This window comes from Terrabacter sp. AAH1, assembly GCF_054456855.1.
The window spans coordinates 83,912-109,238 of sequence record NZ_JBTJJV010000012.1 but is presented as its reverse complement, the minus strand read 5'-3'; the positions used below and the strand labels follow the sequence as shown (position 1 = coordinate 109,238).

Here is a 25,327-nt window from a genome sequence, read left to right as displayed (position 1 = left end):
GCGAAACCCGTGGAAAACCGGCAGCCCCGGCGTGGCGGCCGGGCGCCGTCCGGCAGTCAGCAGACGAGGGTGGTGAGGCCCTGCGCGGACTCCGCGCCGGAGCGCGCCAGCTTGCCCCAGCCCTGGGTGCACAGCGCGGTGGTGCGCACCGGGACGGAGTAGCTCAGCTGCTGTCGCAGCGCACCCGTGGTGAACCCGCGAGTGTCGGGCTCGCCGCGCACGGCGACCCCGACCATCGAGCGGTAGGCCGTGCCCCGCGCGTGGTACTGGTCCCACACGTAGACGGAGGCGAAGTTCATCCAGGTCGAGCCGCCGGCATCGCGGCACCAGCCGATGTACTGGCGCACCGTGAAGGCGGAGATGCCGAGGTCGGCGACGACCTTCTTGTCGCCGATCTGGCGCACGCTGGAGCACGGCGCGGAGGTGGCGGCGACCGCGCTCGGGGCGGCGGCGCTCGTTGCCGCTGGGGCCGCTGGGGCCGCAGACGCGGGACCGACGGTGACGAGGACGGTGGCGGCGGCCGCGACCAGGGTCGTCAGGGCGCGCCGGAGGACGTGGAGGGAAGACATGGGTGGAGCCTCTCGGGTGGAGCCGATGACGCGACCCTACGAGTGATGAGGGACTCCCGCCCGCCGAAACGCGACTTCGGACCGCAGGCCCGGGACGTCAGCCCTGGCGCCGGTTCTGGCCGATCTGCCAGCGGATGCCGGCCTCGATGAAACCGTCGATGTCACCGTCGAAGACCGCTGCCGGGTTGCCGGTCTCGAACTCGGTGCGCAGGTCCTTGACCATCTGGTACGGGTTGAGGACGTACGAGCGCATCTGGTCGCCCCAGCTCGCCTTGACGTCGCCGGCCATCTCCTTCTTCACCGCCGCCTCCTCGGCCTTGCGCTGGAGGAGCAGGCGCGACTGGAGCACGCGCAGGGCGGCGGCGCGGTTCTGGATCTGGCTCTTCTCGTTCTGCATCGACACGACGATGCCGGTCGGCAGGTGGGTCATGCGCACGGCCGAGTCGGTCGTGTTGACGCTCTGGCCGCCGGGGCCGCTCGAACGGAAGACGTCGATCTTCAGCTCGTTCTCGGGGATCTCGATGGAGTCGTCGCTCTCGATGAGCGGGATGACCTCTACTGCGGCGAAGCTCGTCTGGCGGCGGCCCTGGTTGTCGAAGGGGCTGATGCGCACCAGGCGGTGCGTGCCGCCCTCGACCGAGAGGTGGCCGAACGCGTACGGCACGTTGACCTCGAAGGTGGCGGACTTGAGGCCGGCCTCCTCGGCGTACGAGGTGTCCATGACCTTGGTCGGGTAGCCGTGGCGCTCGGCCCAGCGTAGGTACATCCGCATGAGCATCTCGGCGAAGTCGGCGGCGTCGACGCCGCCGGCGCCGGCGCGGATCGTCACGACCGCCTCGCGCTCGTCGTACTCCCCCGACAGCAGGGTGCGCACCTCGAGCTCGCCGACGTCCTTGCGCAGCGCGTCGAGCTCACGCTCGGCCTCGTCGAGGGTGGCCTGGTCGGCCTCCTCCTGGCCCATCTCGACGAGCGTCTCGAGGTCCTCGATGCGCGCGTCCATGTTGACGACACGGTCACGCTCGGAGTTGGCGCGAGACAGCGCGCTCGTCACCTGCTGAGCCTTGTCGGGGTCGTCCCACAGGTCGGGGGCGGAGGCCTGCTTCTCCAGATCGGCGATGGCCACGCCGAGGGCGTCGAGGTCGGTGACCCCACGCACGGAATCCATCGTCGCGCGCAGTTCCTTGATCTCTTGCGTGAAGTCAACAGCCACGATCCAACAGCCTACGGCAGCACGGGCCGCGCCGTGCACGGGTGCTGCGGTGGCCGGTGCGGCCGGGACTGGTGAGCGACGCCACAGGCGGCGCGGGACGTTGTCCTCTGACCCGTGCGCTGTGGCGGGACGAGAGTCGGATGGGAACGGCTGAGCGTCCGACGTCCCCGCGCACGTATCGTCCCGGACGGACGCGGAGGAGGTGGGCGTCATGACCATCCGGTCCGCGCCCGACAGGCCACGAACCGACGTCGCAGCAACGACATCCCGCAGACGTCGTCCGCACCGGCTCCGCTGGTGGCTCGCGGGACTCGCCGCCCTCCTGCTCGTCGTGCACGCCGCCGGAGGCTGGTACTTCGCCGGCCGCATCGAGAGCCAGGCCCTTGCCGCGACGCCGGGCACCATGTCGCCGGCCCACGACGACGTACGCGTCACGGCGGTCGACGGCGACCGCGTCACCCTGGCGCGGGGCGTCGACGCCGCCTCCAACTTCGAGGCCGTGGCGTCCTACGGCATGGCGTGGGACGGCGGGGCCGGTCACATCGGCCCGGCCACCGTCAACGCCGACGGCACCGTCACCCGCACCCTCGAGGTCGTGACGGGAGTCGCGCCGAAGCCCGGCGCGGGCGCGGCGGTCGAGCGCGCGTACTTCGTCGCCGACCCGTCGAAGGAGCTCGGTCTCACCCTCAGTGAGGTCACCGTCGCCGGTATGCCGGCCTGGTGGATCGCGGCGGACGCCGGCGCTGCCGGTGACGCCGTCGCGGGGACGGCGGCCGTCTTCGTGCACGGCCAGAACGGCACCCGTCTCGACGGCCTGCGCTTCGCCGAGGCCGCGCACCGGGCCGGGCTGCCCGTGCTCGTCATCAGCTACCGCAACGACGCCGCCGCTCCGGCCGATCCCTCGGGTCGACTGCAGTACGGCGCGACCGAGTGGCGCGACCTCGACGCAGCCGTCGCGTGGGTGCAGGCGCACGGTGCCACGCGGGTCGTGCTCGCGGGCCAGTCGATGGGAGGTGCCGTCGTCGCGGCGTTCCTCGAGCAGTCCGGCCGGCGCTCGGCCGTCTCGCGCATCGTCCTCGACTGCCCCATGCTCTCGCTCGGCGAGGTCGTCGCCTTCGGCGCGCGCGCGGCGCTGCCGGGAGGCTACGCGGTGCCCGGGACCCTGCTGTGGTCGGCCGAGCGGATCGCCTCGCTGCGCTACGGGATCGACTGGGGCGCCGTCGACTACCTGGACGACACGGGCTGGCTCGACGTGCCGGCCCTGGTGACGCAGGGGTCCGCGGACCCGACCGTGCCGCCGTCCACCCAGCGGCGGCTGCGCGACGCCCGCCCCGACCTCGTCACGCTCGTCGAGTTCCCCGGGGCGCTGCACGCGGAGTCGTGGAACAGCGACCGCGGCCGCTGGGACGACGCGGTGATGACGTTCCTGAATGCGTCATGACGCATTCGCGGGGCGCCGGCGACACGGGTAGTCCTGCCCATTGCCACCGGCGCCCCGGTGGGTCAGGATGCGCACACCGGGTGAGCATCAGGCCACTCGGCAGAGCAGGGGAAAACAGGGGAAGGACAGGGGTATGCGCATTCGTTCTGCGCTCGTGCGGCTCATCGCGGTCGTCGGGCTCGTCGCTCCGATGGGAGTGGTCACGTCCACGGCGTCCGAGGCCGCGGTCGTGTGTCCACCGCGGCTGGGACTGACGTGGTTCAACAACAACTTCGACGAGGGGACGACCATCCCCTACACGAACACCGACTACGTGTCACAGGGCCTGGCGTACTGGCCCGCCAAGGACTGGCTCATCACCTCGCTGAGCGACGACACGTGGCTGCCGGGCAAGAACATCCTCGCGGTGAAGAACCGCTCGACGGGCGCCCTCGTCAAGAAGGTCTTCGTGCAGTACTCCAACGGCGCGCAGATCGAGGGCCACATGGGTGGGGTCTCCGTCGCCGGCGGCAGCCTGCTGCTCTCCACGAGCTCCAACGGCAGGAACCTCTTCCGCTTCTCGCTGCGGGCGCTCGAGCTCGCCCCCCACAACACCGCCCTGAAGACGAACGGCTCCTGGTCGGTCAAGGCCAGCTCGTACAACACCGCCTCGGGCGGCTACCTCTACGTCGGCACCTTCAGCGACGCCCTCAACGGGAGCTCGACGATGTGGCGCTACCGGCTGACCTCGACGCAGGCCCCGACCGGCACGCCAGTGGCGATCAGCACCCCGACGCGGGTGCAGGGCGCCGTCGTCGCCGACGGGCACTACATCTTCAGCACCTCGTACGGCCGAAACTGCTACAGCCGCCTGAAGTTCCGCAAGATCGGCTCGAGCACCTACGGTCGCCCGATCGAGATCCCCCCGATGAGCGAGGGCATCGTCAACGTGCCGCGCGGCGCTGCCGGGCCGGTCAGCGACTGGCTGTACGTCAACTTCGAGTCCGGCTCTGACCAGTACAAGGACGCGACGATGCGTCAGTTCCGGTTCCAGCACGCGTACCTCACGGCGCTGACGCCGTGACGCCCTGACGGCGTACGGCCTCCTGGCCGGTGCCCGTCACGACGAGGGGCCCACGGCGGACTGCCGTGGGCCCCTCGTCGTGTCGCCGGAGGGGCGGCCTACTTGTAGTTGCCGGCCATCCACCTGAGGTCGTCCCGGGTCGGGCTGGACAGGGTCGAGGAGGAGCTGGTGTACGCGTACATCGCGCTCTTGCTCGAGCTGGAGTGGGGCAGACCCCCGCAGTGACCGAGCTCGTGGATGGCCAGCTGCTGGCCGCCCTTGAGCGTGGCCCACGAGGGCGAGAGGTGCACGACGCAGGACGTGATGACGCCACCACTGCTCGACGGGCTCGCGTCGCCGATCGCCCCGAAGATCGAGGAGTCCTGGGCGACGACGGTGATGTTCGCCGCGGCTGGGTCGCTCGTCGTCACGACGTTCCACCCGGAGGTGCGCCACTCGCTCACCGCCTCGGCGATGCGGAACCAGTTGCCGCCACCGGTCGAGTCGTAGACGACGGCCTGCGTGGCCCACCGGCCGAGGTACGCCGCGGTGGGGGCGGCCGGGGCCGGCTTGGCGGCCTGCGAGGGGGCGGCTGCACCGAGTGCGATGCCTGCTGCTCCGGCCGTCGCGAGTGCGACAAGGACGATTCGCTTCATGTCCGTGCTCCTGCTCCGTGAACGCCGCGTGCGCCGGGGGGTGGCGCTGTTTGTCCAAATTATCGACTTCGTCCTTGCGTGAGGCATTTTTGACGATCTCTTGACCTTTGCGGGCCTTTCGGTGGACAGGGCGGCCGGGACTGGAACGAGGAAAGGCCCACCCCGCGCAAGCGGGCTGGGCCTTTCGTCGGGGGGTTGGGATCGTCAGCAGTACTTCGCGCTGCCCGAGCTGCCCCACGAGCAGGTGTGGACCGTCGTGCCGGCGGCCGTCCGGAGGTAGGCGGTGTCGCCGGAGTTGTTCCAGACGTACCAGGTGTAGCCGAAGTAGCGGTTGGTCGCCGTGGCGGTGCCACGGCCCGTGTGCACCGTCACGGTGGCGCCCGCCTTGAGCGTGAAGGCGGGGAACTTGAACGTGTAGCCCGTCTTGTCGCGCAGCGTCCAGCCGGTGAGCGACCGGTCGGTGCGCGTCGTGTTCTTGATGACGACGTACTCCGCGTTCAGGCTCGTGTTGCTGCCGGTGTCGGACCCCGGCGAGTTGTACTGGACCTTGTAGATCATGATCGCGGGCAGGGCCTGGGCCGAGCCGGCGGCGGCGATCGGGGCTGCCACGGCGAGGCCGAGGCCGGTGGCCGCGACGACGGCCTTCTTGACGTACGCGTGCATGTGCTTCCTTCACCCGGGCGGCTCGGCGGCCGCGTCGCATGCCAGTGGCGCCGCCCGATGGGCGGCGCCACGGATCCCTGTCCTGACGCACCGCACCGGCCGACCTTGGACGTGCTGGGCACGGCGCGGGCGTCGACTCGGAGGCTACGGCCAGAAGCACGCCCGTGAGTCCGTTTTGCGAGAACTGCCCCTTTACGTCGGGAGACCCAGCTACGTCTGGAGCCTCAGCCGAGCGGGGCGCGTGCCCGGGAGGTGACGGTGATCGTCACGCTGCCGCCGAGGGACTCGAGGACCCACCCGCTCATGGGCAGGGTGGCGGTGCCCTGGAGGGTCACCACGGCGGTGGCGCCGTCGGAGGTGCCGGTGTCGGGCACGACGGCCCACGACGTGATGCCCGGGGGCAACGGCGTGCGAGCGAGGTGGTCGCGAGCCGCCCGTGACACGGACCCGTCGGTGATCGCGAGCCGGTCGAGCACTCCCTCCTCGTAAGCCACGCGCTCGTCGAGGGCGTCCGCGGCGTCGAGAGCTGCCGCGTCGGCGGTGTCGAGCAGGCGCATCCGGGCCAGCTGCGCGGCGGTGACGTCGACGGCGCCAAGGACGAGGAGCGTCACGAGGACGAAGAGCCCGAGGACGAGGACGCCGATCTGCCCCTCGTCCGCCGCACCGGGTGGGCGAAGGCGCCGGAGGACGCGACGGAGGACGCGGCGGGGGGCGGGGCAGGCGCCTGCGCGCCCGGCGGCATACGCAAGGGTCATCGCGCCACGAACCTGTCGACGGACGCGACGTGCGTCGAGGTGACCGTCACTGACGAGGGGACGTGGTCGGCGATGAAGTCAGGCACCAGGGGCAGCTGGACCTCGATGGTGGCGACGGAGGTGACGCTGCCCTCCGGACGCAGGCACGGCTGGCCGTCGCACGTCACGGCGACCGCGGCCCCCTGGTCGAACGAGAAGTCCCCGAAGGCCAGGGCCGCCGCTGCACGGGCCCGGACCAGGCCCTCGTCGTCGGACTGCGCGGTCACGAAGGCACGGCCGGCCTCGCGCCCGGCGAGCGAGGCCGAGAACGACGCCGCCTGGATGCGGGCAGCCGTGAGGACGAGGTAGGTCAGCGGCAGCAGGAGCAGGATCCCGAGGAAGATGAACTCGATGATGGCCCGACCGTCGTCGGCGCCGACGCGTGGGTGATCGCGCCGGGCGCCGCACCGTGCTGCCCGAGCGAGCAGGCGTTCGGCAGTCGTCACGGGGACACCCCCGTGGTGACCTGCTCCTCGCTGAAGGCGCGACCGGAGACGGTGAGCATGCCGGAGGGGCCGACGGGCCCGATCACGGGCAGCGGCGCCGTGACCCGGACCTCGACGACACGCACCCCGGAGTCGGTCACCGTGCGTGCCCCTCGCACGTCCACCGCGAAGGAGCCGTTGAGAGAGCTGGTGATGAGGGCCTCGGTGCGGGCCACACCGTCGCCGGGCGAGGCATCGGCTCGGGCACCGTAGCGCGCGCCCTCGGACGCCGCGGAGATGAGGGTGTTGCGCACGTAGAGCGCGAGGCCGAGCTGGAAGACCCCCATGGCGACGAAGAGGAGCAGGGCCGCGACCATCACGAACTCCGGGATGGCGGAGCCCCGGTCCCTCGAGGCGAAGGCGCGCGCGTGCGGGAGCGCGTGCGTGCCTGCATGCCGCTCGGCACGCGCGACCAGCGTCGCCGGGGTCGGGAGCGTGCCGAGAACCGTCAGGCTCACGGGCCCTTGACGTCGGAGATGGCGTCGCTGAAGAGCTGCCCCAGCTGCGGACCGGCGATGGCCCAGAGGGCGGTGACCAGCCCCGCGGTCATGATCGTTATGAGGACCCAGCCGGGCACGTCACCACGGTCACGGGGACCGGAGATGCGGTGGCCCACGGCGTTGAACGCCGTTCGGGCGCGGGCCTGGGCGGCGATGATGCGGTTCATGTCTTTCTCCCTGTGATCGGTGTGGTGGTTGCACGGGCTCGAGGTGATCAGAGCCGGAAGTGCAGGAAGCTGAGGCCGGGGTAGAGCGCGAAGAGCACGGTGACGGGCAGGGTGAGGAAGACGATCGGGACCATCATGTAGATCTCCTTGCGCCCTCCCTGCTCCATCAGGGTGCGCCGGCCGTCCTCGCGGACGTCCTGCGCCTGGGCACGGAGCACCTCGGCGAGCGGCGTGCCGCGTTCGACGGCGACGACGATGCCGTCGACGAAGCGGGTGAGGCTCATCAGGCCCGTGCGGTCGGCGAGTCCCTGGAGCGCGGTGGGCAGGTTGGCGCCTGCTCGGGCATCGGCGAGGCACCGCCTGAGCTCGTCGGACAGCTCACCCTGAGACAGCCGGCAAACGCGCTCGAGCGCACCGACCGCCCCCTCCCCCGCGCTCACCGCGAGCGCGAGCAACTCTGCGACAGTGGGGAACTCGGTCAGCATGCGAGCCTCGCGACGCGTTGCGGCCCGGGTGAGCAGGTAGTCACGCACCGCGATGCCGCCGAAGACCCCGACGAGCACCATCGACACGAGGACCGGGACGGGGAACCGGCGCTGCGCCACCGCCACGACCCCGGTGAAGACGAGCCCCGCGAGGCCACCGAGGGCCCCGGCCATGACCTGCTCGGCACGGAACCGGTCGACGTCGGCGGGCCGCCCGGCCCGCAGCTGCCGTCGTTCGACGGACGACGCACCGCCCATGACCGCACCGACGCGGGCGCCGAGCCGGCTGACGTAGGGGGCGAGCAGCTCGCCGAAGCCGAACGGACCCCGGGCCGGCGCCGGCCGCGACAGCAGGCTGGACGGCCGGGGCGTGTCGCGCAGGTAGGGCTCGAGGCGGTCGTCGAGCGTCGGGCGTCGGCTCGCGGGAAGGCCCGCAACCACGAGAGCGACACCGGCGAGCAGGAGCAGCCCCGCCGCCGCACCGGTCCACGACCAGCCGTCGCGCAGCAGGTCCACGACGCCTCCAGCCGCGCCGCTCACCGCAGCACCCGCTCTTCCTCAGGCAGCCGGCCGATCCAGACCATCGCCCGGTAGGCGATGACGCACAGCCCGGCCCCGACGGCGAGCACCACCCAGCCCGTCGGCGAGGAGTAGGCCTCGAGCGAGCTGCCGTTGAGGGCCAGCAGGCCGAGGATGACCCACGGCGCACCGGCAGCGAGCCGCGCTGCGTTGATCGTCCAGCTCTGGCGTGTCTCGAGCTCGGCCCGGGTGCGCGCGTCCTCCCGCAGGAAGGACGACAGCGTGCGCAGCAGCTTGCCGAGGTCGCTGCCGCCGACCTCCCTCGCGATGCGCAGCGACTCCACGATGCGGTCGCCGACGGGGTCGCTGAGCCGGTCCTTGAGGCGGTCGAGGCAGTCGTGGAAGCGCCCGGTGGTGCGGTAGTCCTCGGCGAACGCCGTGAACGCTGGGCGCAGCTCGGCCGGACCTCGGACCGACAGCTGCGAGAGCGCCTCGGGAAGCGCGAGCCCGGCTCGTACGCCGGAGGTGATGTTGTCGACGACGTCGGGCCACAGGTCACGAAGCTTGTTGCGGCGCTTGCGCGCTCGCATGCGCACCAGCGAGATCGGCAACGCGCCGGCCATCAGCCCGAAGCAGAGCGCGATGGGAACCACGCGGGTCAGGGCGGCCACGAGCACGAAGGTGAAGGCGAGCAGGACGAACGACCCGACCACGAGGTTCACCGGCGTCAGCGACGCGTAGCCGGCCTGGTGCAGATGGTCTCTCAGCTGTGCGGTGAAGCCGCCCTGACGGGTGCGCTCCCGCGCCGGCTCCTGCGGCCAGAAGGACCAGTAGACGAAGAAGGTTCCGACGCCCAGGATCAGCCCGACAGCCAGCGGCGGGATCACGGGTGTACCTGCCCCAGCAGAGCGGCCACGTCGTAGCCCGCCCGCTCGAACGCCTCTCGGTGCGGCGGGAAGCCATCGGCACGCCTCAGCGCCCCGTCACGCGTGACGAAAAGGTCGGCGATCTCTATGACGTCGCCCTCGGCGCGGCCGGGCACGGCGACGATCTCGCGCACCCGGCGGACGCCGTCACGCTCGAGGGCCACGTGCACCACGAGGTCGACGGCCGCCGCCACAGTCGGCACCACGAACCTGCTCGACACGTTCTCACCTGCCAGCAGGGGCAGCGTGCACATCTTGGTGACCGCCTCGCGGGCGCTGTTGGCGTGGAGGGTGCACATGCCGGGCACGCCGCTGTTGAGGGCGATGAGCAGGTCGAGGCTCTCCTCCTGGCGCACCTCCCCCACGATGATGCGTGAGGGGCGCATGCGCAGCGCCTCCTTGACGAGGCGGCGCAGCGGCACCTCACCGGTGCCCTCGAGGCTGGGCTGGCGGCACTGCATGGACGCGACGTCGCGCTGCGGGATCTTCAGCTCGAAGACCTCTTCGCACGTGACGATTCGCTCCCGTGGCGGGATCGCCGCCGCCAAGCAGTTGAGCAGGGTCGTCTTGCCGGCCTGCGTGCCACCCGCGACCAGGACGTTGAGGCCACTGGCGACCGCGGCCTCGAGGAAGGTGGCCGCCTGGCGAGGCATGGTGCCGAGCCGCACGAGGTCGTCGAGGTGGTCGGCCTTGACGACGAACTTGCGGACGTTGACCTGCCAGTGGGTCCGGCTGATGTCGGGGATGACGACGTGCAGCCGGGAGCCGTCGGCGAGGGTCGCGTCGACGAAAGGGCTGGACAGGTCGACGCGGCGGCCGCTGCTCCTCAGCATGCGCTCCACCAGGTCGCGGACGTCCTCGGCCGTGAGGATCGTGGGGGTGAGCTCGGAGATGCCCCCGCGCGCGACGAACACCTTGCTGGGCTCGTTGATCCAGATCTCCTCGACCGTCGGGTCGTCGAAGTACTGCTGGAGCGGCCCGTAGCCGGCCACGACTGCGAGGATCGAGTGGACGGCGAGCCGCTGGTCGCCCAGCGAGGGCAGGCCCCCGTGCAGCGACCGCTCGTCGTAGTCCTGCACGGCGTCCTGCACGAGACGGCGGACGGCCTTGGCGTCGCTCGCGGGATCGAGCCCCGACCGTCGGATCAGCTCCCGGACCTCGCCCTCGACGTGGCGCACCGCTTCGTGTGTCGACATGCGTTCCCCTGAACCCCTGTGAGTTGCTTCGCGGACATCCTGCCCGGTGTCACCGGATCTGGCGCGTCCAAGCTAGGCGCCCCGCGAGCACCCGCGCTCCGGTCATCCACAGCCGCGCCACCGCGCAACCGGCGAGGGGCGCGACACCGTAGCGTCCGGCGCCGTAGGGCGTCGCTCGCCGTCCACAGCTGTGCACGAGCCGGCAGGCGCCGGGCGAGGAAGCGCTGTGATGGTCGGGACACGAGGAGGCACACGTGCGGCTGACGGTGACCGTCATCGACCCCGAGCACCTGGGCACCCGCCCCCGCCACGCCACGATCGAGGCCGCGGTCGGCACCCCGTTCGCCGAGGTGCGCACCCCGCTGGCCGCGGCCGTGGGCTGGGAGGCGGGGTCCGGCGGGCGCGCAACGTTCATCGTCGATGGCGTCGCCGTGCGCGACGAGCACCGCGTCGGTGAGCTCCCGCTGGTCCGTGGAGCCCTGCTCACGGTGACGAGTCACGAGCCCGAGCGGCCCCGGGGGCGCGACGGACGCGCGGTGGATCTGCGGGTGGTCAGCGGCAACGGCGCCGGACGGCTCATCCGTCTCGGCCGCGGCGGCCACCTGGTGGGCCGCGCGGCCTCGGCGGACGTCCGCCTCGACGACCCCGGCGTCTCGCGAGCCCACGCCGTGGTCGACGTGAGCGCCGAGGGCGTACGCGTGCGCGACCTCGGCACGACGAACCCCTCCCGCGTCGACGGGGTCCCCTTGCCAACGGAGGGCGCGACGCTCGGCGAGGGGCAGCACCTCCGACTGGGCTCCACCACCGTGGTGCTGGGAGCCGTCGACGTGCGACCCGGTCACCACGAGATCGTCGACGGGAGGGTGCGCATCCACCGCCGGCCCCGCTTCGTCGACCCCCGCCCTCCCGCGACTGTCACGTTCCAGACGGCGCCCACGCGCCCGGAGCACGGCCGGATGCCGCTCCTCGCGTCGTCCGCGCCACTGGTGCTCTCGGCCGTGCTGGCCGTGGCGCTCTCCTCCCCCGCGCTGCTGCTCTTCGCCCTCATGTCTCCGGTGCTGCTCCTCGGGCAGTGGTGGAGCGACCGGAGGGCCGGCCGCACCACGCATCGGCGTCAGCTCAAGGAGCACGCCGCGGCGCTCAGGCAGGCGCGACGTGACCTCGAGCTGGCCGCCCGCGACGACGCGGGGAGGCGACGGCGGGAGCACCCGGACCTCGGCCACGTGGAGGCGACCGTGCGACGGCGCGCCACGCGGCTGTGGGAGCGCCGCCCCGGCGACCCCGACCACCTCGTGCTGCGCCTCGGCACGGCGCGACAGCCGGCGCGCGTCGAGCTGCAGGGCGACGCGGTCGACGCCCTTCCCGAGGTGGACGACGTGCCGGCCCTCGTCGATCTCGGAGGGTCCGGGGTCGTCGGTATCGCCGGGCCCCGGAGGCACGCTCTCCCGCTGGCCGGTGGCCTCGCGCTGCAGGTCGCCGCGTGGCACACGCCGCGACGGCTCTCCCTGCACGTGCTGGCCGCCTCGCCCGAGACGGCCCGGGACTGGGAGTGGGCCGCCCAGCTGCCCCACGCGGCGGACGCCGACGAGGCCGCTCCGCGCATCGCGGGCGGAGCCGCCGACGTGGGCGTCCACGTCGAGGCGCTGCGCACCCTGGTGGAGAGCCGTCGCGCGGCTCGTGAGGAACGGTGGACCCTCGACACGAGCCGCACCGCGGACGTCGTGGTCGTGCTCGACGGCGCAAGCGCGCTCCGGGCCGTGCCCGGGGTCTCGGACCTGCTGGTCGACGGCCCGCCCTTCGGCCTCGCGTTTCTCTGCGTCGACGACGACGTGACCTCCCTGCCGACGGAGTCGAGGGCCGTCGTCGAGGTCGACGCGACGGGTCTGCGGGCCACGATGCGGGCCGACTCCGGTCGCCTCGACGACATCGTTCCCGACCTGCCGTCGCTGGGCTGGCTGGAAGGTGTGTGCCGCGCCATGGCGCCGCTCGTCGACGCGACCCCCGACGCAGGTTCCGTCGCCCTTCCTCGCGCGGTGTCCTTCGTCGGGCTGCACCGGCAGGCGGGCGTCGACGCCGTCACCCCCGAGGGGCTGGCCGCGTCCTGGGCGGGCGGCAGCGGAGTGCCTTCTGCCCTCGTGGGCCGCACGCCCCAGGGGCAGCTCCGCATCGATCTCGCAGCAGACGGCCCGCACGTGCTGATCGGCGGCACGACCGGCTCGGGCAAGTCCGAGCTGCTCCAGACCCTCGTGACGGGTCTCGCCGTGACGAGCCGGCCCGACGACCTCGCCTTCGTCCTCGTGGACTACAAGGGCGGGTCGGCCTTCAGCGACTGCGCCCGGCTGCCACACACCGTCGGACTCGTCACCGATCTCGACGCGGGCCTCACCGCCCGCGCTCTCACCTCCCTCGATGCCGAGATGAAGCGCCGCGAGCGCCTGCTCGCCGAGGCGGGCGCCAAGGACCTCGACGACTTCCGTCGTGCGGCTTCCGTACGCGGGGAGCGTCCTTCGCTCGGGCGCCTCGTCATCGTCGTCGACGAGTTCAAGGCCCTCGCCGACGAGTTCCCCGACTTCGTGAGCGGACTCGTGCGGGTTGCGGCGCTGGGTCGGTCGCTCGGCCTGCACCTCGTGCTCGCCACGCAGCGCCCAGCCGGGATCGTCTCCGCCGACATGCGCGCCAACGTCGCCCTGCGCATCGCGCTGCGCGTGCGCGACCGCAGCGACAGCGTCGACGTCATCGACGCCCCCGACGCCGCCTCCCTCGACCCCCGCTCACCCGGGAGGGCGTGCATCAGGGCCGGCGACGACGCGCTCACCCCGGTGCAGGCGGCCTACCTCGGCGGCACGGTGCGCGAGCCGAGCACCTCCCCCGACCGGCCGCGGGTGGTCCGCCGCGACCTGCTGGCGCAGGCAACCTTTCCCCTTCTCGCAGGCGGAGCGGCCGTCGGTCCCGCGACCGAGCTGACCGCGGTCGTGGACGCCGCAGTCGCGGCCGCTGCCCGGCTGGGCATCGCTCCGGGCCCTCCCCCGTGGTTGCCGCCCCTGCCGTCGGCGCTGCCCGTCACCGCGCTGCCCGTCACCGCGCTGCCGGGACACTCGACTGGCGCGTCCGGCGTGCCGCTGGGTGTGGCCGACCTCCCGTCCGAGCAGCGGCGCGAGCCGTACGTGTGGCAGGTGGGTGACGGGCAGCACCTCGGCCTCGCGGGCGGCCCTCGCAGCGGCCGGTCGACGACTCTCGTCGCGCTGGCCCTGGGCCTCGCACAGCGTTTCGCGCCCACCGACGTCCACGTGCACGTGCTGCAGGGCATGGCCGGCCCGTGCTCGGGCCTCCGCGACCTGCCGCACGTGGGCACCGTCGCCGACGGCACCGACGCGGCACTGTGCCGTCGGCTCATCGCGCGACTCGGCCGCCTGGTCGACGGTGCGGTCGACGGTGAGGAGCAGCGGGCTCGCCACACGATCGTGCTCGTCGACGGATGGGACTCCCTCGAGGAGTCGCTGGGCGCAGTCGACCACGGCGCCACCGTCGACGCCCTGCACCGGCTGCTGCGCGACGGTCCCTCTGCGGGAGTGCAGTTCGTCGTGGCCGGGGGCCGGGCCGTCGTCTCGGGTCGCCTGCCGGGGCTGCTCGCGAGGAGGCTCGTCCTGCAGATGCCCGACCCGCTCGACCTCGTGCTCGCCGGCCTCACCCCGGCCCAGGTGTCGGCCGGGCGGCCAGCAGGCAGGGCCGTCGACGTGCTCACCGGACACGACGTGCAGCTGGCCCACCCCGGCGCCGGCCCGTCGGCCCGCGACACGAGCGAGGCCATCGACCGGGCGGCCCGGGCCTTGCGACCTGACACCGCCGCAGCCGGTCTTCCGTGGCAGATCAGGGCTCTGCCCGACCGGGTCGGCTCGACCCCGATGCTGGGTGGTCCCGACCATGTCGTCCTCGGTGTCGGCGGGGACGCTGCAAGCCCGCTGGCCCTCCCGCTCGGGACGGTGCGTCGTCTGCTGGTCGCCGGTCCCGGCCGGTCCGGGCGTTCGTCCGCGCTGGTCACCATCGGCGAGGCGCTCGTGGCCCGCGGACGATCCGTGCTCACCGTCTGCCCCCGCCGCTCACCCCTCTCGGACTGGGCCAGGGCGCAGGGGCTGCCCCACCTCTCGCAGCACGACGCCGCCGAGCTGGTGGCGGCTCGCCGGCTCCATCCCGACCTGTGCCTCCTCGTCGACGACGCGGAGGCCGTCGACGGCAGCCCCGTCGAGGCCGCGCTCGTCGAGGCCACCCGCCTCGTCGACCCCACCCACGGACTCGTCGCCCTCGGCGCAGACCTCGCCCGGGCCAACGCGGCGTTCCGGGGGCTCGTCCCGGAGGTCGCGCGCGACGGGTGCGGCCTGCTGCTCCAGCCCAGCACGCCCAGCGACGGCGACGTGCTCGGGACGCGCCTCGACGTGCCGGTCGAGCGCAGGCCCGGGCGCGGCTACCTCGTGCTCGACGGCATCGCCGAGCCGGTGCAGGTCGGCCTGACGGGCCTCGTCACGACTCCGCTCACCCGCGAGCCGGCACTGCCGGTCTGAGGAGCGAGCATCCCCGCCGCCGGGGGTGCGGCTCTGCCAGTGTTCTCCCAACACCCGGCCCGAGGAGGACCACCATGCCGCGCCGTGCCCGAGAGATCACCCTGCGCTTCCTCGCGGCCCCGACCGACGCCGGCTACTCCGGCACCGTGGGCGGCGGCCGCGTGCTCGAGTGGATCGACAAGGCCGGCTACGCGGCGGCCGCGGGATGGAGCGGCACCTACAGCGTCACGGCATACGTCGGCAACGTGCGCTTCTCACGCCCGGTCGAGGTCGGCGACCTCGTCGAGGCCACCGCGCGGGTCGTCCACACCGGCACGACGAGCATGCACATCCACGTGACGGTCGCCGCGGGCAACCCCAAGGAGGTCGACCTGCAGCCGACGACCGACTGCATCATGGTCTTCGTCGCCGTCGACGAGAACGGCAGGCCGATCCCCGTGCCGCAGCTCGTCGCCGAGGACGACCACGACCGGGAGTGGCAGCAGAGCGCCGTCAAGCGGATCGCCCTGCGCAGCGAGATCGCCGACGCGATGGCGGCCCAGACCTACAGCGACGCCGGCACCGCCCCACGCGTCGTGCTGCGCTTCCTCGCCGCCCCGACCGACGTCAACTGGGGCGGCAAGGTGCACGGCGGCATCGTCATGCGCTGGATCGACGAGGCTGCCCACGTGCTCGCCACGCAGTGGACGGGGTCGGCTGCCAACGTCGCGGTCTACGCCGGTGGCGTGCGCTTCTACCGCCCGCTCCGCATCGGCCACGTCGTCGAGGTCGAGGCCAGGCTGCTGCTGACCGGAACGTCGAGCATGCACGTCAGCGTCCACGTGCGCTCGGGCGACCCCGCCACGGGCGAGCTCGCCCTCACCACCCACTCGCTCATCGTCTTCGTCCCGCTCGACGACGACGGCAACGCCGTGCCCGCCAAGCCGTGGACCCCGGTGAGCGAGGAGGACGTCGCCCTGCGCGACCACGCCCTCGCGCTGGTGCAGATGCGCAACAGGGTCGACGCCGAGCGTCACATCCCCTGAGTGGCGAGGCGTTCGACGGCGGGGACGACCTCGGAGACGTCGGGCAACGCGTCGATCTGGTCGGCCAGGGCACCAGCGGCAGCGCGCGACCCGTCGTCGCCCAGCACCCGCTCGACGGCCGCCGCGAGCTCGGTCACGGCGTCCGTGCGACCACCGAGCCGGACGCCCGCGCCGGCCTGCTCGATCCGGGCGGCGTTGGCCTCCTGGTCGGCCGCGAAGAGCGGCACGACCACCTGGGGCACCCCGGCCGCGAGGGCGGCCATCGTCGTCCCGAAGCCACCGTGTCCGACCATCGCCCCCGCGAGCGGCATGACGTCCTCCTGCGGCCACCACTTGGCGACGTACGCGTTGGCCGGCCAGGGGTGCAGCGACTTCGGTTCGCCGGCCTGCCCGCTCGTGAGGAGCACGCGCACCGGCAGGCCTGCGAGGGCGTCGAGCGACCCACGGAACACGGTGCCGAGCTCGGCGAAGCCGGCCGTCACCGAACCGAACGAGACGTAGACCAGCGGCTGGTCGGGGTCGCCCCAGGTCGCCGGCAGCGAGCCCGTTCGGCTCCGGGCCGACCCGTTGCGGAACCGCACGACCGCAGCGCGTGACTCGGCAGGCGCTGCGGAGCCGGCGTCGTCGAGCCCGGCGGGCACCGACGTGAAGACACGGGCCGACGCCGCGGCGGCGGTGCACGTGCCTGCGGGCAGACCCACGATCTCGTCCAGCTCGCCCAGTGGCTCGTCGAGCTGCTCCCCCACCCACTCCCGCATCCGGCCCATCCCGATCGCCACCTCGGCGTGCGGCACCCCCGCACGCTCGGCCGCCGCGAGCGACCCGAACTCGCACGGCTCACGCAGCACGACGTCAGGGCGCCACTCGTCGACGAGGTCGCGCACTCTCGGGAGGGCCGACTGGGCGTCGAGACGGCCGAAGACGTCGCGCACGACGGTGAGTTGGCGAGGTCGGGCGACACGGACGAGAGACCGGCGAACACCGCACCCATGACCTCTGGGTCGACGTCGTCGAACGGGGCGTGGTCCAGGCCGGCGCGGGCCACGTGGCTCGCGAACGACTCCGGTGCGGCCACGCGTACCTCGTGACCGGCCGCCGCGCACGCCCGCGCGAGCGGCACCATCGGCGTGAAGTGGCCGGTGCCTGCCGTCGTCGAGAACAGGACGCGCATGGCCCAGGGTCGCACCGCGGGGCAGGGTCGCGGGCCCGAAGCGGTCACGCGGAGTTCACCTGATGGCCACTGCAGGAGCACCGGCGAGCGACCGCGCGAGCCCTAGCGTCACGAGCGGTCCGCGCGGTGCCGAACCCGCGCCCCTCGACCCGCCCGCACAAGGAGCACTCACATGACCCCCAGGCTTCTGCCCCTGGTCGCGACGCCGCGCCACGGCTCGCGCAGCCGTATGACGTGTCACTACCGCTGCAACGACGCGTGCGACGCGCCCGTGCCGAACCAGTCCGACAACCCCAGGATGCGCGACCTCGTCGAGGGTGCCCTCGCCCGCCGGTCGGTCCTCAAGGGAGGCCTCGGTGCCGGAGCCCTCGTCGTCGGCGGCCTCACGGGCGTCGCAGCCGCGGCTCCGGCGGCCGCTGCAACCACGGCTGCCCCCACGCCTGCAGCCGCCGGCGCCGCCGCGGGCCGTACGCGAGACGTCGGCCGCGCCGCGTTCACGCCCGTCGCCCCGAACCGTGCGGACGCGGTGACCAACGCGCCGCAGTTCACGCACAACGTCGTCATCCGCTGGGGTGACCCGGTCGAGGCCGGCGCGCCGCGCTTCGACGTGCACGCGCAGACGCCCGAGGCGCAGGCCCTGCAGTTCGGCTACAACAACGACTACGTCGGCGTGCTGCCGCTCAGCGGCCGCAGCGCCCTGCTCGTGACCAACCACGAGTACACCGACGAGAACCTCATGTTCCCGACGGGCGAGTACGACGACGCGACGATCAAGAAGATCGCGATGGCGGCCCACGGCATGGCTGTCGTCACCATCGAGCGCGGCCGCGCCAAGGGCTCGTGGATCCGCTCGGACCACCACCGCGCGAAGCACAACCGCCGCATCACCGTGCACACCGAGTTCGCCTTCCGCGGCCCGGCGGCCGGGCACGAGCTGCTCCGCACGGCCGCCGACCCGACCGGCACCCGCGTGCTCGGCACCTTCGGCAACTGCGCCGGCGGCACGACCCCGTGGGGCACGGTCCTGTCGGGCGAGGAGAACTTCAACGGCTACTTCGACGCCTCCGGCCCGGTCGACGCCGCGAACGCGACCTCGTTCAAGCGCTACGGCCTCGCCACCGCGGCCGCGACGAACCGCGGCTGGTCCAGCGTCGACGAGCGCTTCGACCTCGCGAAGCACCCGCACGAGGCCTACCGCTTCGGCTGGGTCGTCGAGGTCGACCCCTACGAGCCCGGCTCGACACCGGTCAAGCAGACGATGCTCGGTCGCTTCAAGCACGAGGGCGCGAACGTCACGATCTCCGACGACGGCCACGCGGTGGCGTACATGGGCGACGACGAGCGCGGCGACTACCTCTACAAGTTCGTCTCGGCCGACCGCTTCCGCACGGGTGACTCACGTTCGGCCCGCACCCACAACAAGGCGCTCCTGACGAAGGGCACGCTCTACGTCGCGAAGTTCGTCGGTGACGGGGCCGGCGACGGCGAGTTCGACGGTGCCGGCACCTGGGTCGCCCTGACGTCCGACACGACCTCGTTCGTCCCCGGCATGAGCGTCGCCGAGGTGCTGGTCAACACGCGCCTCGCCGCCGACACCGTCGGCCCGACGAAGATGGACCGTCCGGAGGACGTCGAGCCCAACCCGGTCAACGGCAAGATCTACGCCGCCCTCACCAACAACTCCGACCGCGGTGTGAAGTACCCGACCGACGAGACCAACCCGCTCGGCTCGAGCATGGTCCGCTCGGCCCTCGGCGCCCCGCTGACGAGCAAGTCGGGCAACCGCAACGGCTACGTGCTCGAGCTCACCGAGCTCGGGAACGACCACACCGCAACGAAGTTCACGTGGGACCTCTTCCTCGTCTGCGGTGACCCCGAGGCCCCCGAGACCTACTTCGCCGGCTACGACAAGTCGAAGGTCAGCCCGATCAGCTGCCCCGACAACGTCGCCTTCGACGCGGTCGGCAACCTCTGGATCTCGACCGACGGCAACGTGCTCGGCTCGAACGACGGTCTCTTCCGCGTGCCCGTCTCGGGCCCCGACCGCGGCAGGGTCGAGCAGTTCCTCACCGTGCCCTTCGGCGCCGAGACCTGCGGCCCGCTCGTCACCGAGGACCAGCTGTCCGTCTTCATCGCGGTCCAGCACCCCGGCGAGACCGACGGCGCCACCTTCGAGACGCCGTCGAGCACGTGGCCGCACACCGACGGCTTCCCGCGCCCGAGCGTCGTCGTCTCCTACCGCAGGTGAGCCACCGCTCCCGGCTCGCCTGACCGCGGGGGCCCGGCACCTCACGGGGGGTGTCGGGCCTTCGCACGCCCGGTGACGTATGCCGCCTGGTCGCGTATGCCGCCCGGCTCAGCGGATGCGTGTCGGCAGGTGGGTGCGCGGCGCCATGCGCGGCCCGCGGCGGGGGCGGTGGTGCCCGGCCATCCCGAGCAGCTGCTGCACCCGGTAGCGGTGCCCGCGGTACGGCTCGAGCAGCTCGGCGAGGCCGTCGTCGTCCACGGGCGTCCCGGTGAGGGCCCAGCCGATGTCCTTGGCCACGTGGTAGTCGCCGAACGAGACGGAGTCGGGGTCGCCCAGCGCGCGCTGCGCCACCTCCGCGCACGTCCACACCCCGATGCCCGGCAGGGCGCGCAGGCGACGCTGCGCCTCCGCGACCGACACGCGTGCGCCCTCCTCGAGCCGGCCGGCATACCCGGCGGCGCGCACGACGGTGCGCGAGCGCGCCCCGTCGACCGAGGCCTGAAGCCACGCCCACGACGGGATGGCCGCCCACCCGGCCGGTGTCGGCGGCGCCATCAGCCCAGGGAACGGCCCCGGCGCAACCTCGCCGAAGCGCCGCACGAGCGTGCGGTAGCCGGCGAAGGCCTCCTGACCCGTGACCTTCTGCTCGATGACCGCGGGGGCGAGCGCGTCGAAGACGAGCGCGGAACGCGGCACGCGCCAGTGCGGGAACCGGCGCCACGCCTCCGCGACGAGGTCGTGGTGCGGCACGAACCCGGTCGGGTCGTCCTCCTCGCCCAGCAGCGCCGGCACCGACTCGAGCAGCCACGGCCCGCCCGGCCCCCAGGCGTGCGCGTGCACCTCGGAGTCGCCGGGACGGCACACGAGGTGGAGGGTGCCCACCCCCTCGGGCGTCTGCACGGCGCGCGTGGCCGAGCCCTCGCGGGAGAAACGGGACGTCGGGTCGCCACCGCCGCGACGGAACGCTCCGAGCTGGCCGCGCAGGGAGATCTCGCGCTCGCTGCGCCAGACCCTGGTGACGGGGGCGGTCACGGGTGCGGTCATCACAACATCCTCGCTTACACTCGCCTCGGTCGTTGAACGAGACGACAACGGCCCGTCGGCACACGCAACTCACACCTGCACCGCCCGACCTCAGCCCCGCCGGCCGACCGGACCGGCAGACCGAGAGCCCACAGGAAGAGGAACGATGGCCCGCGAGACGAGCCGAGACCGCCGCGAGCGCGTCGCCCAGATGCAGGCAGCACAGAAGAAGGCCGAGCGTCGCCGGCTCTTCGTCGTGATCGGCGCCTGCGTCGCCGTCATCGCGATCATCGGCGGCGCCGTCGCCTGGGCGATCGTCGGCGAGCAGAACAAGAAGGCCGAGGCGCTCCAGAGCATCAGCGGCGACATCGCCGCGGCCTCCTGCGACCCCGTCACCGACGACGCCGCGAGCGGCTCCAGCGACCACGTCGGGCCGGGCACGAACAAGGCGGACGTCACGAAGATCCAGTACGCCACCGTGCCGCCCTCGAGCGGCCAGCACTTCGCCGTGCCGGCCGTCGACAAGCGCAGGGTCTACACCGTCGCCGACGCCCCCAAGATCGAGACGCTCGTGCACAACCTCGAGCACGGCTACACGATCCTCTGGTACGACCGCTCGGTGGAGAAGGAGCAGGCCGCGAGCTTCGAGGCGCTCAGCACGAAGGTCAACGCGATGAAGGAGTCGGCGAACAAGTTCATCATCAGCCCGTGGGACCCGGCCTACGGCGCCTTCCCCGAGGGCAAGAAGTACGCCCTGTCGCACTGGTCCGCCGACTACGACCAGGCCAGCGGCAAGGTCTCGAACCAGAAGGGCCACCGCCAGCTGTGCGGCGGCCTCAACACGGCCGTCGTCGAGGACTTCGTCAAGAAGCACCCGTGGAGCTCGGCTCCCGAGCCCGGCGCGGCCTGACGCGGCCTGACGCCGGCTGACGCGGCCTGACGCCGTCCGACGCCGTCCGACGCCGTCCAGTGAAGGCCCCCGGTTCCCGACCGGGGGCCTTCGGTGTGCTCGCGGCGGGAACAAGAGGTGCATTCGCGATGGTTGTCGCCTTCATGACGATCACCGGCGAGTACCTCCCGAGCCCGAGCGACTGGGTGCGCAAGCAGGTCGAGGAGATCGAGCGCACCGGCACCACCGAGTCCGTGCACATCCAGAACCGGCCCGTCGTGCTGTTGACGATGCGCGGGAGGAAGAGCGGCAAGGTGCGCAAGGTGCCGCTCATGCGGGTCGAGCACGACGGGGACTTCGCCGCCGTGGCGAGCCAGGGCGGCGCACCCGAGCACCCGAAGTGGTACCGCAACCTGCAGGCGCACCCCGACATCGACCTCCAGGTCGGCACCGAGACGTGGCCGGCGCGTGCCCGCGAGCTCACGGGTGAGGAGCGCGAGCAGTGGTGGGAGCGCTGCGTCGCCGCCTTCCCGCCCTACGCGGAGTACCAGACGAAGACCGACCGGCTCATCCCCGTCTTCGTCCTCGAGCGCGTCTGAGCCACGACCAGACCCGGGGCTCAGACCGACAGGTCGTCGACCTGCTCGGCCTCGGACTGCCGCTGCCGCAGCAGGTGGTGCGAGCGCGCGTACAGCCACCCGCCGAGGGCGGCGAGCACGTCGACGACGGTGACGATGAAGCGCGACATGATCGCGACGGCGGCAGCAGCCGGCGTCGGGATCGCCGTCGACAGGATCAGCGTGAGCAGACCCTCACGCGCGCCCAGGCCGGCGGGCAGCACGACCGTGAGCATGCCGAGCGAGACCGACAGGGCGTAGCCCGTCATCGCCGCCGTGGTGAGGTCGGGGTGGGCACCCTCGCCGGCGACGGCCCGAGCGAGCAACAGGGTGTGCACGCCGAAGGCGACCCAGACCAGCACGAAGATGACGACGGCGCGCAGCACGGCGCCCCCCGACAGGTCGTGCTCGAGCGGGTCGCGCCGCAGCGTCTTCAGCATGCGGGCGATGAGGGCGTTGAGCAGCCTCGGCACGCACAGCACGACGAGGATCGGGATGCCGAGCAGCAGCCACCAGTCGAAGCCGGACGAGGTTCGCGTGAGCAGGTAGGAGGCCGCCGGCAACCCGACGAGGAAGCCGGTGGCGAGCGCCAGGCCGAGGGCCAGCAGCCCCGTCACCGCGGTGCGCCGGCGAGGCACCTTGAGGGCGCTCGCCATGTCGGCCTGCACGAGCACCGACCAGAGCGAGCCCGGCAGGTACTTGCCGAGCTGCCCGACGAAGTAGACGCCTGACGCGGGCGCGAGATGCAGGTCGGAGCCGAGGTCGGCCAGCAGCGTCTTCCAGCCGATCATCGTCAGCCACGTGCCGACCGCGGCCGCGAGCGTTGACCAGGCGAAGGTGGCCCACGAGATCTTGTCGAGGTGGACCGACATGTCGGCCCAGTTGCGCACGACCGCGTAGACGACAGCCGCGAGGGTGACGACGGCGATGCCGACACGCAGCACGGTGATGATCTTCTGTCGGCTCATGTCGTCACCATCATCGCAGGGTCCTCGAGCGCCTCAGCGCCGGCGCAGGGTCAGGCGCACGAGGCCGTATGCCGCGTCGTCGGCCCGCGCGCGCGCCGCGGCGTCGCGCATGCGGGCGTTGACGTCTCCGTCGAGGTCGCCGACGAGCACGAAGCCGAGGTCGTGGGCCCGCGCGAGGATGCCGCGCACGTCGGCGGGACCGACGGCGCCCTCGACGGCTCGCGGCCCGATCGGGATCGTCACCACGAGCAGTCCGCCCGACCGCAGTGCCCAGGACGCCTGCTCGAGCACGTGGTCGACGTCGCCGGCGTCGCAGCCGTCCGGGTGGATCCGCACGATGACGTCGAGCGAGCCGGTGTCGACGTCGAGCGCGGCGACGCTCGGGTGGCTGCCGGTGAAGTCGATCTCCACCGGTGCGAAGCCGACCGCACGGGCCCACCGCGAGAGCAGCGAGCGGGTGCCGCCCTCGTCGACGATGACGGCGCTGCGGCGACCGTCGTCGCGCACGCGGACGATCGCCGCCAAGGCCCCGAGCGCAGCCCACGCCGAGACGCTGTCGAGCGAGCGGGGCAGCCCGAGCAGGCGGGCGAGGCGCCGGGCGTCGTCGGCCTCGTCGGGCTCGCCGAGCACGTCGGTCGCGAGCACCCAGTCGGGCAGGTCGTCGGGTCGCAGCTCGACGAGCGGGCGCCGGGAGGCCACGGCGTGCGAGGCGGTGCGCCGGGCGCGACGACCCAGGCGCACGGCGCGCGCGGCCACCCGCACGGCCGCCCGCCGGGCGACCGAGGAGGGGCCGCCCTCCGCCCTCTCGTCGGGGTCGTCGTCGAGGTCGTCGTCGAGGTCGTCGTCGAGCTCGTCGTGCGGCGGGTCGACGTCGTCCGGCTCACCCGACACGACGGCGTACGGCTCCGGCTCGGGCAGGAGGGCGCTCTCGTCGAACGACAGCGCCTCGACCGTGCCGAGGTAGTGCGCCCACGGACCGGACAGGTCGGGCGTCTGGACCCCCTCGGCCAGCCGGCGGCGTACCTCCGGGTCGCCGAGACGGCGCAGTGCACCCGCGAGCGCCCGCTCGTCCTCCGGCGGCACGAGCAGGCCGTTGACACCGTCGTCGACCTGCTGCGAGAAGGGCGAGATGTCGGATGCGAGCACCGGCAGGCCGTGTGCGTGGCCGAGGATGACGTTCTGCGAGGCCGTCGCCGAGCGGTACGGCAGCGCGAGCACGTCGTGGTCGGCGAGGAGCGAGGCCAGCGCGTCGGCCGGCACGTAGCCGTCGCGGATCTCGACCCGGCCGGCGAGCGCCGGGTCCGACGCGAGCCGGCTGATGACGCCACGGTTGGCGCCCCAGATCTCGCCGGCGATGGTGAGCGTCACCTCCGGCACGGTGCGCATCGCGCGCAGGAGCACGTCGATGCCCTTGTACTCGCGGATGAGCCCGAGGGCGAGCAGCCGGGTGGGGCCGGGGCGGGGGTCGCGCGAGATCGGGTCGCCGCCGGGCAGGTGCGGGGGCAGGTCGGCCACCGAGACGCGGCGAGCGCCGAAGTCGTGGGCCACCCGCGCCTGGTCGGTGCTGTGCACGAGCACCGAGTCGACCCGCGCGAAGAGCAGCGACATGAGCCGGGCGTCGCCGGCGTGCGGCTCGTGCGGGAGCACGTTGTGGCACACGACCACCGACTGCGGACGAGGTCGTGCCGCACCCGGCACCGCACCGGCCGCGCGCAGCAGGGCCAGGTGGGCAGGGACGACGGCGGGCATCACGTGCACGACGAGGATGGCGTCGACGTCACGCAGCCGGCGCCCCGCCCGCACCCACGTGTCGGGCCGCGCCCAGCTGAGCGCCCGGATGGTCCTGGGGAACGGCGTCACCTCGGGCACGCCGTCGGGCACCGTCGCGTCGGCGTGGTGCAGCTTCGACGGGTAGAGGTGCGCCCACGACACGAGCGTGACGTCGTGGCCGGCGTCGGCGAGGTGGTGGGCGAGCATCGTCGTGTGGGCGGCGACACCGCCCTTGTGCGGGTGGCTCGGGCCGACGATCGCGATGCGCAGCGCGGCCGACCCCGTGTTGTCGGGAGCCTCATCCCGAGCCTGGCCGGCTCCCGGCAGGGGGCCGTGTGACAACGCGTCCGTCATGGTCCCCCGACTCTAGTTCCACGCGTACGCCGTCGGGCGCGCTCCCCACTCAC

General features: G+C 72.8%; 22 protein-coding genes. 7 read left to right on the top strand and 15 right to left on the bottom strand.

The window, feature by feature from the left end; genetic code table 11:
* Positions 1-56: 56 nt before the first annotated feature.
* Positions 57-569 (bottom strand): hypothetical protein, encoded by a 513-nt coding sequence (locus ACXR8F_RS16955; protein ID WP_045192149.1) that lies wholly within the window; start codon positions 567-569, stop codon positions 57-59.
* A 97-nt stretch (positions 570-666) separates the two neighbouring features.
* Positions 667-1,779 (bottom strand): peptide chain release factor 2, encoded by a 1,113-nt coding sequence (prfB, locus tag ACXR8F_RS16950; RefSeq protein ID WP_458802227.1) that lies wholly within the window; start codon positions 1,777-1,779, stop codon positions 667-669.
* Between the two features lie 211 nt (positions 1,780-1,990).
* Here prfB and ACXR8F_RS16945 point away from each other — a divergent pair, with 211 nt between their 5' ends.
* Positions 1,991-3,220 (top strand): alpha/beta hydrolase, encoded by a 1,230-nt coding sequence (locus tag ACXR8F_RS16945; protein WP_458802225.1) that lies wholly within the window; start codon positions 1,991-1,993, stop codon positions 3,218-3,220.
* A 133-nt stretch (positions 3,221-3,353) separates the two neighbouring features.
* Positions 3,354-4,283, top strand: a complete 930-nt coding sequence (locus ACXR8F_RS16940) for a hypothetical protein (RefSeq protein WP_458802223.1) — start codon at positions 3,354-3,356, stop codon at positions 4,281-4,283.
* A gap of 98 nt (positions 4,284-4,381) precedes the next feature.
* Here ACXR8F_RS16940 and ACXR8F_RS16935 read toward each other — a convergent pair whose 3' ends face one another.
* The 9 genes from ACXR8F_RS16935 to ACXR8F_RS16895 form a co-directional block, all read right to left on the bottom strand.
* The gene (locus tag ACXR8F_RS16935; RefSeq protein ID WP_458802221.1) at positions 4,382-4,918 is read right to left on the bottom strand and encodes a matrixin family metalloprotease; all 537 of its coding nucleotides are present in this window, start codon (positions 4,916-4,918) and stop codon (positions 4,382-4,384) included.
* Positions 4,919-5,122: 204 nt separating this feature from the next.
* On the bottom strand, positions 5,123-5,581 hold the full coding sequence (locus ACXR8F_RS16930) for a lamin tail domain-containing protein (protein WP_458802219.1): 459 nt from the start codon (positions 5,579-5,581) through the stop codon (positions 5,123-5,125).
* A gap of 224 nt (positions 5,582-5,805) precedes the next feature.
* Positions 5,806-6,336: a pilus assembly protein TadG-related protein gene (locus ACXR8F_RS16925; RefSeq protein WP_458802217.1), complete on the bottom strand. Its 531-nt coding sequence runs from the start codon at positions 6,334-6,336 to the stop codon at positions 5,806-5,808.
* Complete coding sequence (locus ACXR8F_RS16920; RefSeq protein ID WP_458802215.1) at positions 6,333-6,821, bottom strand: pilus assembly protein; 489 nt, start codon at positions 6,819-6,821, stop codon at positions 6,333-6,335. The genes ACXR8F_RS16925 and ACXR8F_RS16920 overlap by 4 nt, the downstream gene beginning before the upstream one ends.
* A complete protein-coding gene (locus ACXR8F_RS16915) occupies positions 6,818-7,318 on the bottom strand; it encodes a TadE/TadG family type IV pilus assembly protein (RefSeq protein WP_458802213.1) in 501 nt (166 codons plus the stop codon). Before ACXR8F_RS16915 ends, ACXR8F_RS16920 begins: the two co-directional genes overlap by 4 nt.
* On the bottom strand, positions 7,315-7,527 hold the full coding sequence (locus tag ACXR8F_RS16910) for a hypothetical protein (RefSeq protein WP_045192157.1): 213 nt from the start codon (positions 7,525-7,527) through the stop codon (positions 7,315-7,317). The genes ACXR8F_RS16915 and ACXR8F_RS16910 overlap by 4 nt, the downstream gene beginning before the upstream one ends.
* 47 nt (positions 7,528-7,574) lie before the next feature.
* Positions 7,575-8,552, bottom strand: a complete 978-nt coding sequence (locus tag ACXR8F_RS16905) for a type II secretion system F family protein (RefSeq protein WP_458802211.1) — start codon at positions 8,550-8,552, stop codon at positions 7,575-7,577.
* Positions 8,549-9,415, bottom strand: coding sequence for a type II secretion system F family protein (locus tag ACXR8F_RS16900; protein ID WP_458802261.1), 867 nt, complete (start codon positions 9,413-9,415; stop codon positions 8,549-8,551). Before ACXR8F_RS16900 ends, ACXR8F_RS16905 begins: the two co-directional genes overlap by 4 nt.
* A complete protein-coding gene (locus ACXR8F_RS16895) occupies positions 9,415-10,653 on the bottom strand; it encodes a CpaF family protein (RefSeq protein ID WP_458802209.1) in 1,239 nt (412 codons plus the stop codon). The genes ACXR8F_RS16900 and ACXR8F_RS16895 overlap by 1 nt, the downstream gene beginning before the upstream one ends.
* A 254-nt stretch (positions 10,654-10,907) precedes the next feature.
* Here ACXR8F_RS16895 and ACXR8F_RS16890 point away from each other — a divergent pair, with 254 nt between their 5' ends.
* Positions 10,908-15,209 (top strand): FtsK/SpoIIIE domain-containing protein, encoded by a 4,302-nt coding sequence (locus ACXR8F_RS16890; RefSeq protein ID WP_458802207.1) that lies wholly within the window; start codon positions 10,908-10,910, stop codon positions 15,207-15,209.
* A gap of 74 nt (positions 15,210-15,283) precedes the next feature.
* The gene (locus ACXR8F_RS16885; protein ID WP_045192172.1) at positions 15,284-16,234 is read left to right on the top strand and encodes an acyl-CoA thioesterase; all 951 of its coding nucleotides are present in this window, start codon (positions 15,284-15,286) and stop codon (positions 16,232-16,234) included.
* Here ACXR8F_RS16885 and ACXR8F_RS16880 read toward each other — a convergent pair.
* Complete coding sequence (locus tag ACXR8F_RS16880; protein WP_458802204.1) at positions 16,222-17,166, bottom strand: glycosyltransferase; 945 nt, start codon at positions 17,164-17,166, stop codon at positions 16,222-16,224. The genes ACXR8F_RS16885 and ACXR8F_RS16880 overlap by 13 nt on opposite strands.
* A gap of 411 nt (positions 17,167-17,577) precedes the next feature.
* On the opposite strand from ACXR8F_RS16880, the gene ACXR8F_RS16875 reads away from it, so the two are divergent.
* Positions 17,578-19,653, top strand: a complete 2,076-nt coding sequence (locus tag ACXR8F_RS16875) for a PhoX family protein (RefSeq protein WP_458802202.1) — start codon at positions 17,578-17,580, stop codon at positions 19,651-19,653.
* A gap of 108 nt (positions 19,654-19,761) precedes the next feature.
* Here ACXR8F_RS16875 and ACXR8F_RS16870 read toward each other — a convergent pair whose 3' ends face one another.
* Positions 19,762-20,697, bottom strand: a complete 936-nt coding sequence (locus ACXR8F_RS16870) for a DNA-3-methyladenine glycosylase family protein (RefSeq protein WP_458802200.1) — start codon at positions 20,695-20,697, stop codon at positions 19,762-19,764.
* Between the two features lie 145 nt (positions 20,698-20,842).
* Between ACXR8F_RS16870 and ACXR8F_RS16865 the strand changes: the two genes are divergently transcribed.
* Together ACXR8F_RS16865 and ACXR8F_RS16860 are read left to right on the top strand one after the other, a co-directional pair.
* On the top strand, positions 20,843-21,586 hold the full coding sequence (locus ACXR8F_RS16865) for a DUF3105 domain-containing protein (protein WP_045192176.1): 744 nt from the start codon (positions 20,843-20,845) through the stop codon (positions 21,584-21,586).
* A 143-nt stretch (positions 21,587-21,729) separates the two neighbouring features.
* Positions 21,730-22,164 (top strand): nitroreductase family deazaflavin-dependent oxidoreductase, encoded by a 435-nt coding sequence (locus ACXR8F_RS16860; RefSeq protein WP_458802259.1) that lies wholly within the window; start codon positions 21,730-21,732, stop codon positions 22,162-22,164.
* A 20-nt stretch (positions 22,165-22,184) separates the two neighbouring features.
* Here the strand turns inward: ACXR8F_RS16860 and ACXR8F_RS16855 are convergent, their stop codons facing one another.
* On the bottom strand, positions 22,185-23,150 hold the full coding sequence (locus tag ACXR8F_RS16855; protein ID WP_458802198.1) for a lysylphosphatidylglycerol synthase domain-containing protein: 966 nt from the start codon (positions 23,148-23,150) through the stop codon (positions 22,185-22,187).
* Positions 23,151-23,183: 33 nt separating this feature from the next.
* Positions 23,184-25,274: a glycosyltransferase gene (locus ACXR8F_RS16850; RefSeq protein ID WP_458802196.1), complete on the bottom strand. Its 2,091-nt coding sequence runs from the start codon at positions 25,272-25,274 to the stop codon at positions 23,184-23,186.
* Positions 25,275-25,327 lie beyond the last annotated feature (53 nt).

Coding starts and splice junctions, on each gene's coding strand:
- ACXR8F_RS16955 (WP_045192149.1), bottom strand. CDS start 569: ATGTCTTCCCTCCACGTCCTCCGGCGCGCCCTGACGACCCTGGTCGCG.
- ACXR8F_RS16945 (WP_458802225.1), top strand. CDS start 1,991: ATGACCATCCGGTCCGCGCCCGACAGGCCACGAACCGACGTCGCAGCA.
- ACXR8F_RS16940 (WP_458802223.1), top strand. CDS start 3,354: ATGCGCATTCGTTCTGCGCTCGTGCGGCTCATCGCGGTCGTCGGGCTC.
- ACXR8F_RS16935 (WP_458802221.1), bottom strand. CDS start 4,918: ATGAAGCGAATCGTCCTTGTCGCACTCGCGACGGCCGGAGCAGCAGGC.
- ACXR8F_RS16930 (WP_458802219.1), bottom strand. CDS start 5,581: ATGCACGCGTACGTCAAGAAGGCCGTCGTCGCGGCCACCGGCCTCGGC.
- ACXR8F_RS16925 (WP_458802217.1), bottom strand. CDS start 6,336: ATGACCCTTGCGTATGCCGCCGGGCGCGCAGGCGCCTGCCCCGCCCCC.
- ACXR8F_RS16910 (WP_045192157.1), bottom strand. CDS start 7,527: ATGAACCGCATCATCGCCGCCCAGGCCCGCGCCCGAACGGCGTTCAAC.
- ACXR8F_RS16895 (WP_458802209.1), bottom strand. CDS start 10,653: ATGTCGACACACGAAGCGGTGCGCCACGTCGAGGGCGAGGTCCGGGAG.
- ACXR8F_RS16885 (WP_045192172.1), top strand. CDS start 15,284: ATGCCGCGCCGTGCCCGAGAGATCACCCTGCGCTTCCTCGCGGCCCCG.
- ACXR8F_RS16875 (WP_458802202.1), top strand. CDS start 17,578: ATGACCCCCAGGCTTCTGCCCCTGGTCGCGACGCCGCGCCACGGCTCG.
- ACXR8F_RS16870 (WP_458802200.1), bottom strand. CDS start 20,697: ATGACCGCACCCGTGACCGCCCCCGTCACCAGGGTCTGGCGCAGCGAG.
- ACXR8F_RS16865 (WP_045192176.1), top strand. CDS start 20,843: ATGGCCCGCGAGACGAGCCGAGACCGCCGCGAGCGCGTCGCCCAGATG.
- ACXR8F_RS16860 (WP_458802259.1), top strand. CDS start 21,730: ATGACGATCACCGGCGAGTACCTCCCGAGCCCGAGCGACTGGGTGCGC.
- ACXR8F_RS16855 (WP_458802198.1), bottom strand. CDS start 23,150: ATGAGCCGACAGAAGATCATCACCGTGCTGCGTGTCGGCATCGCCGTC.
- ACXR8F_RS16850 (WP_458802196.1), bottom strand. CDS start 25,274: ATGACGGACGCGTTGTCACACGGCCCCCTGCCGGGAGCCGGCCAGGCT.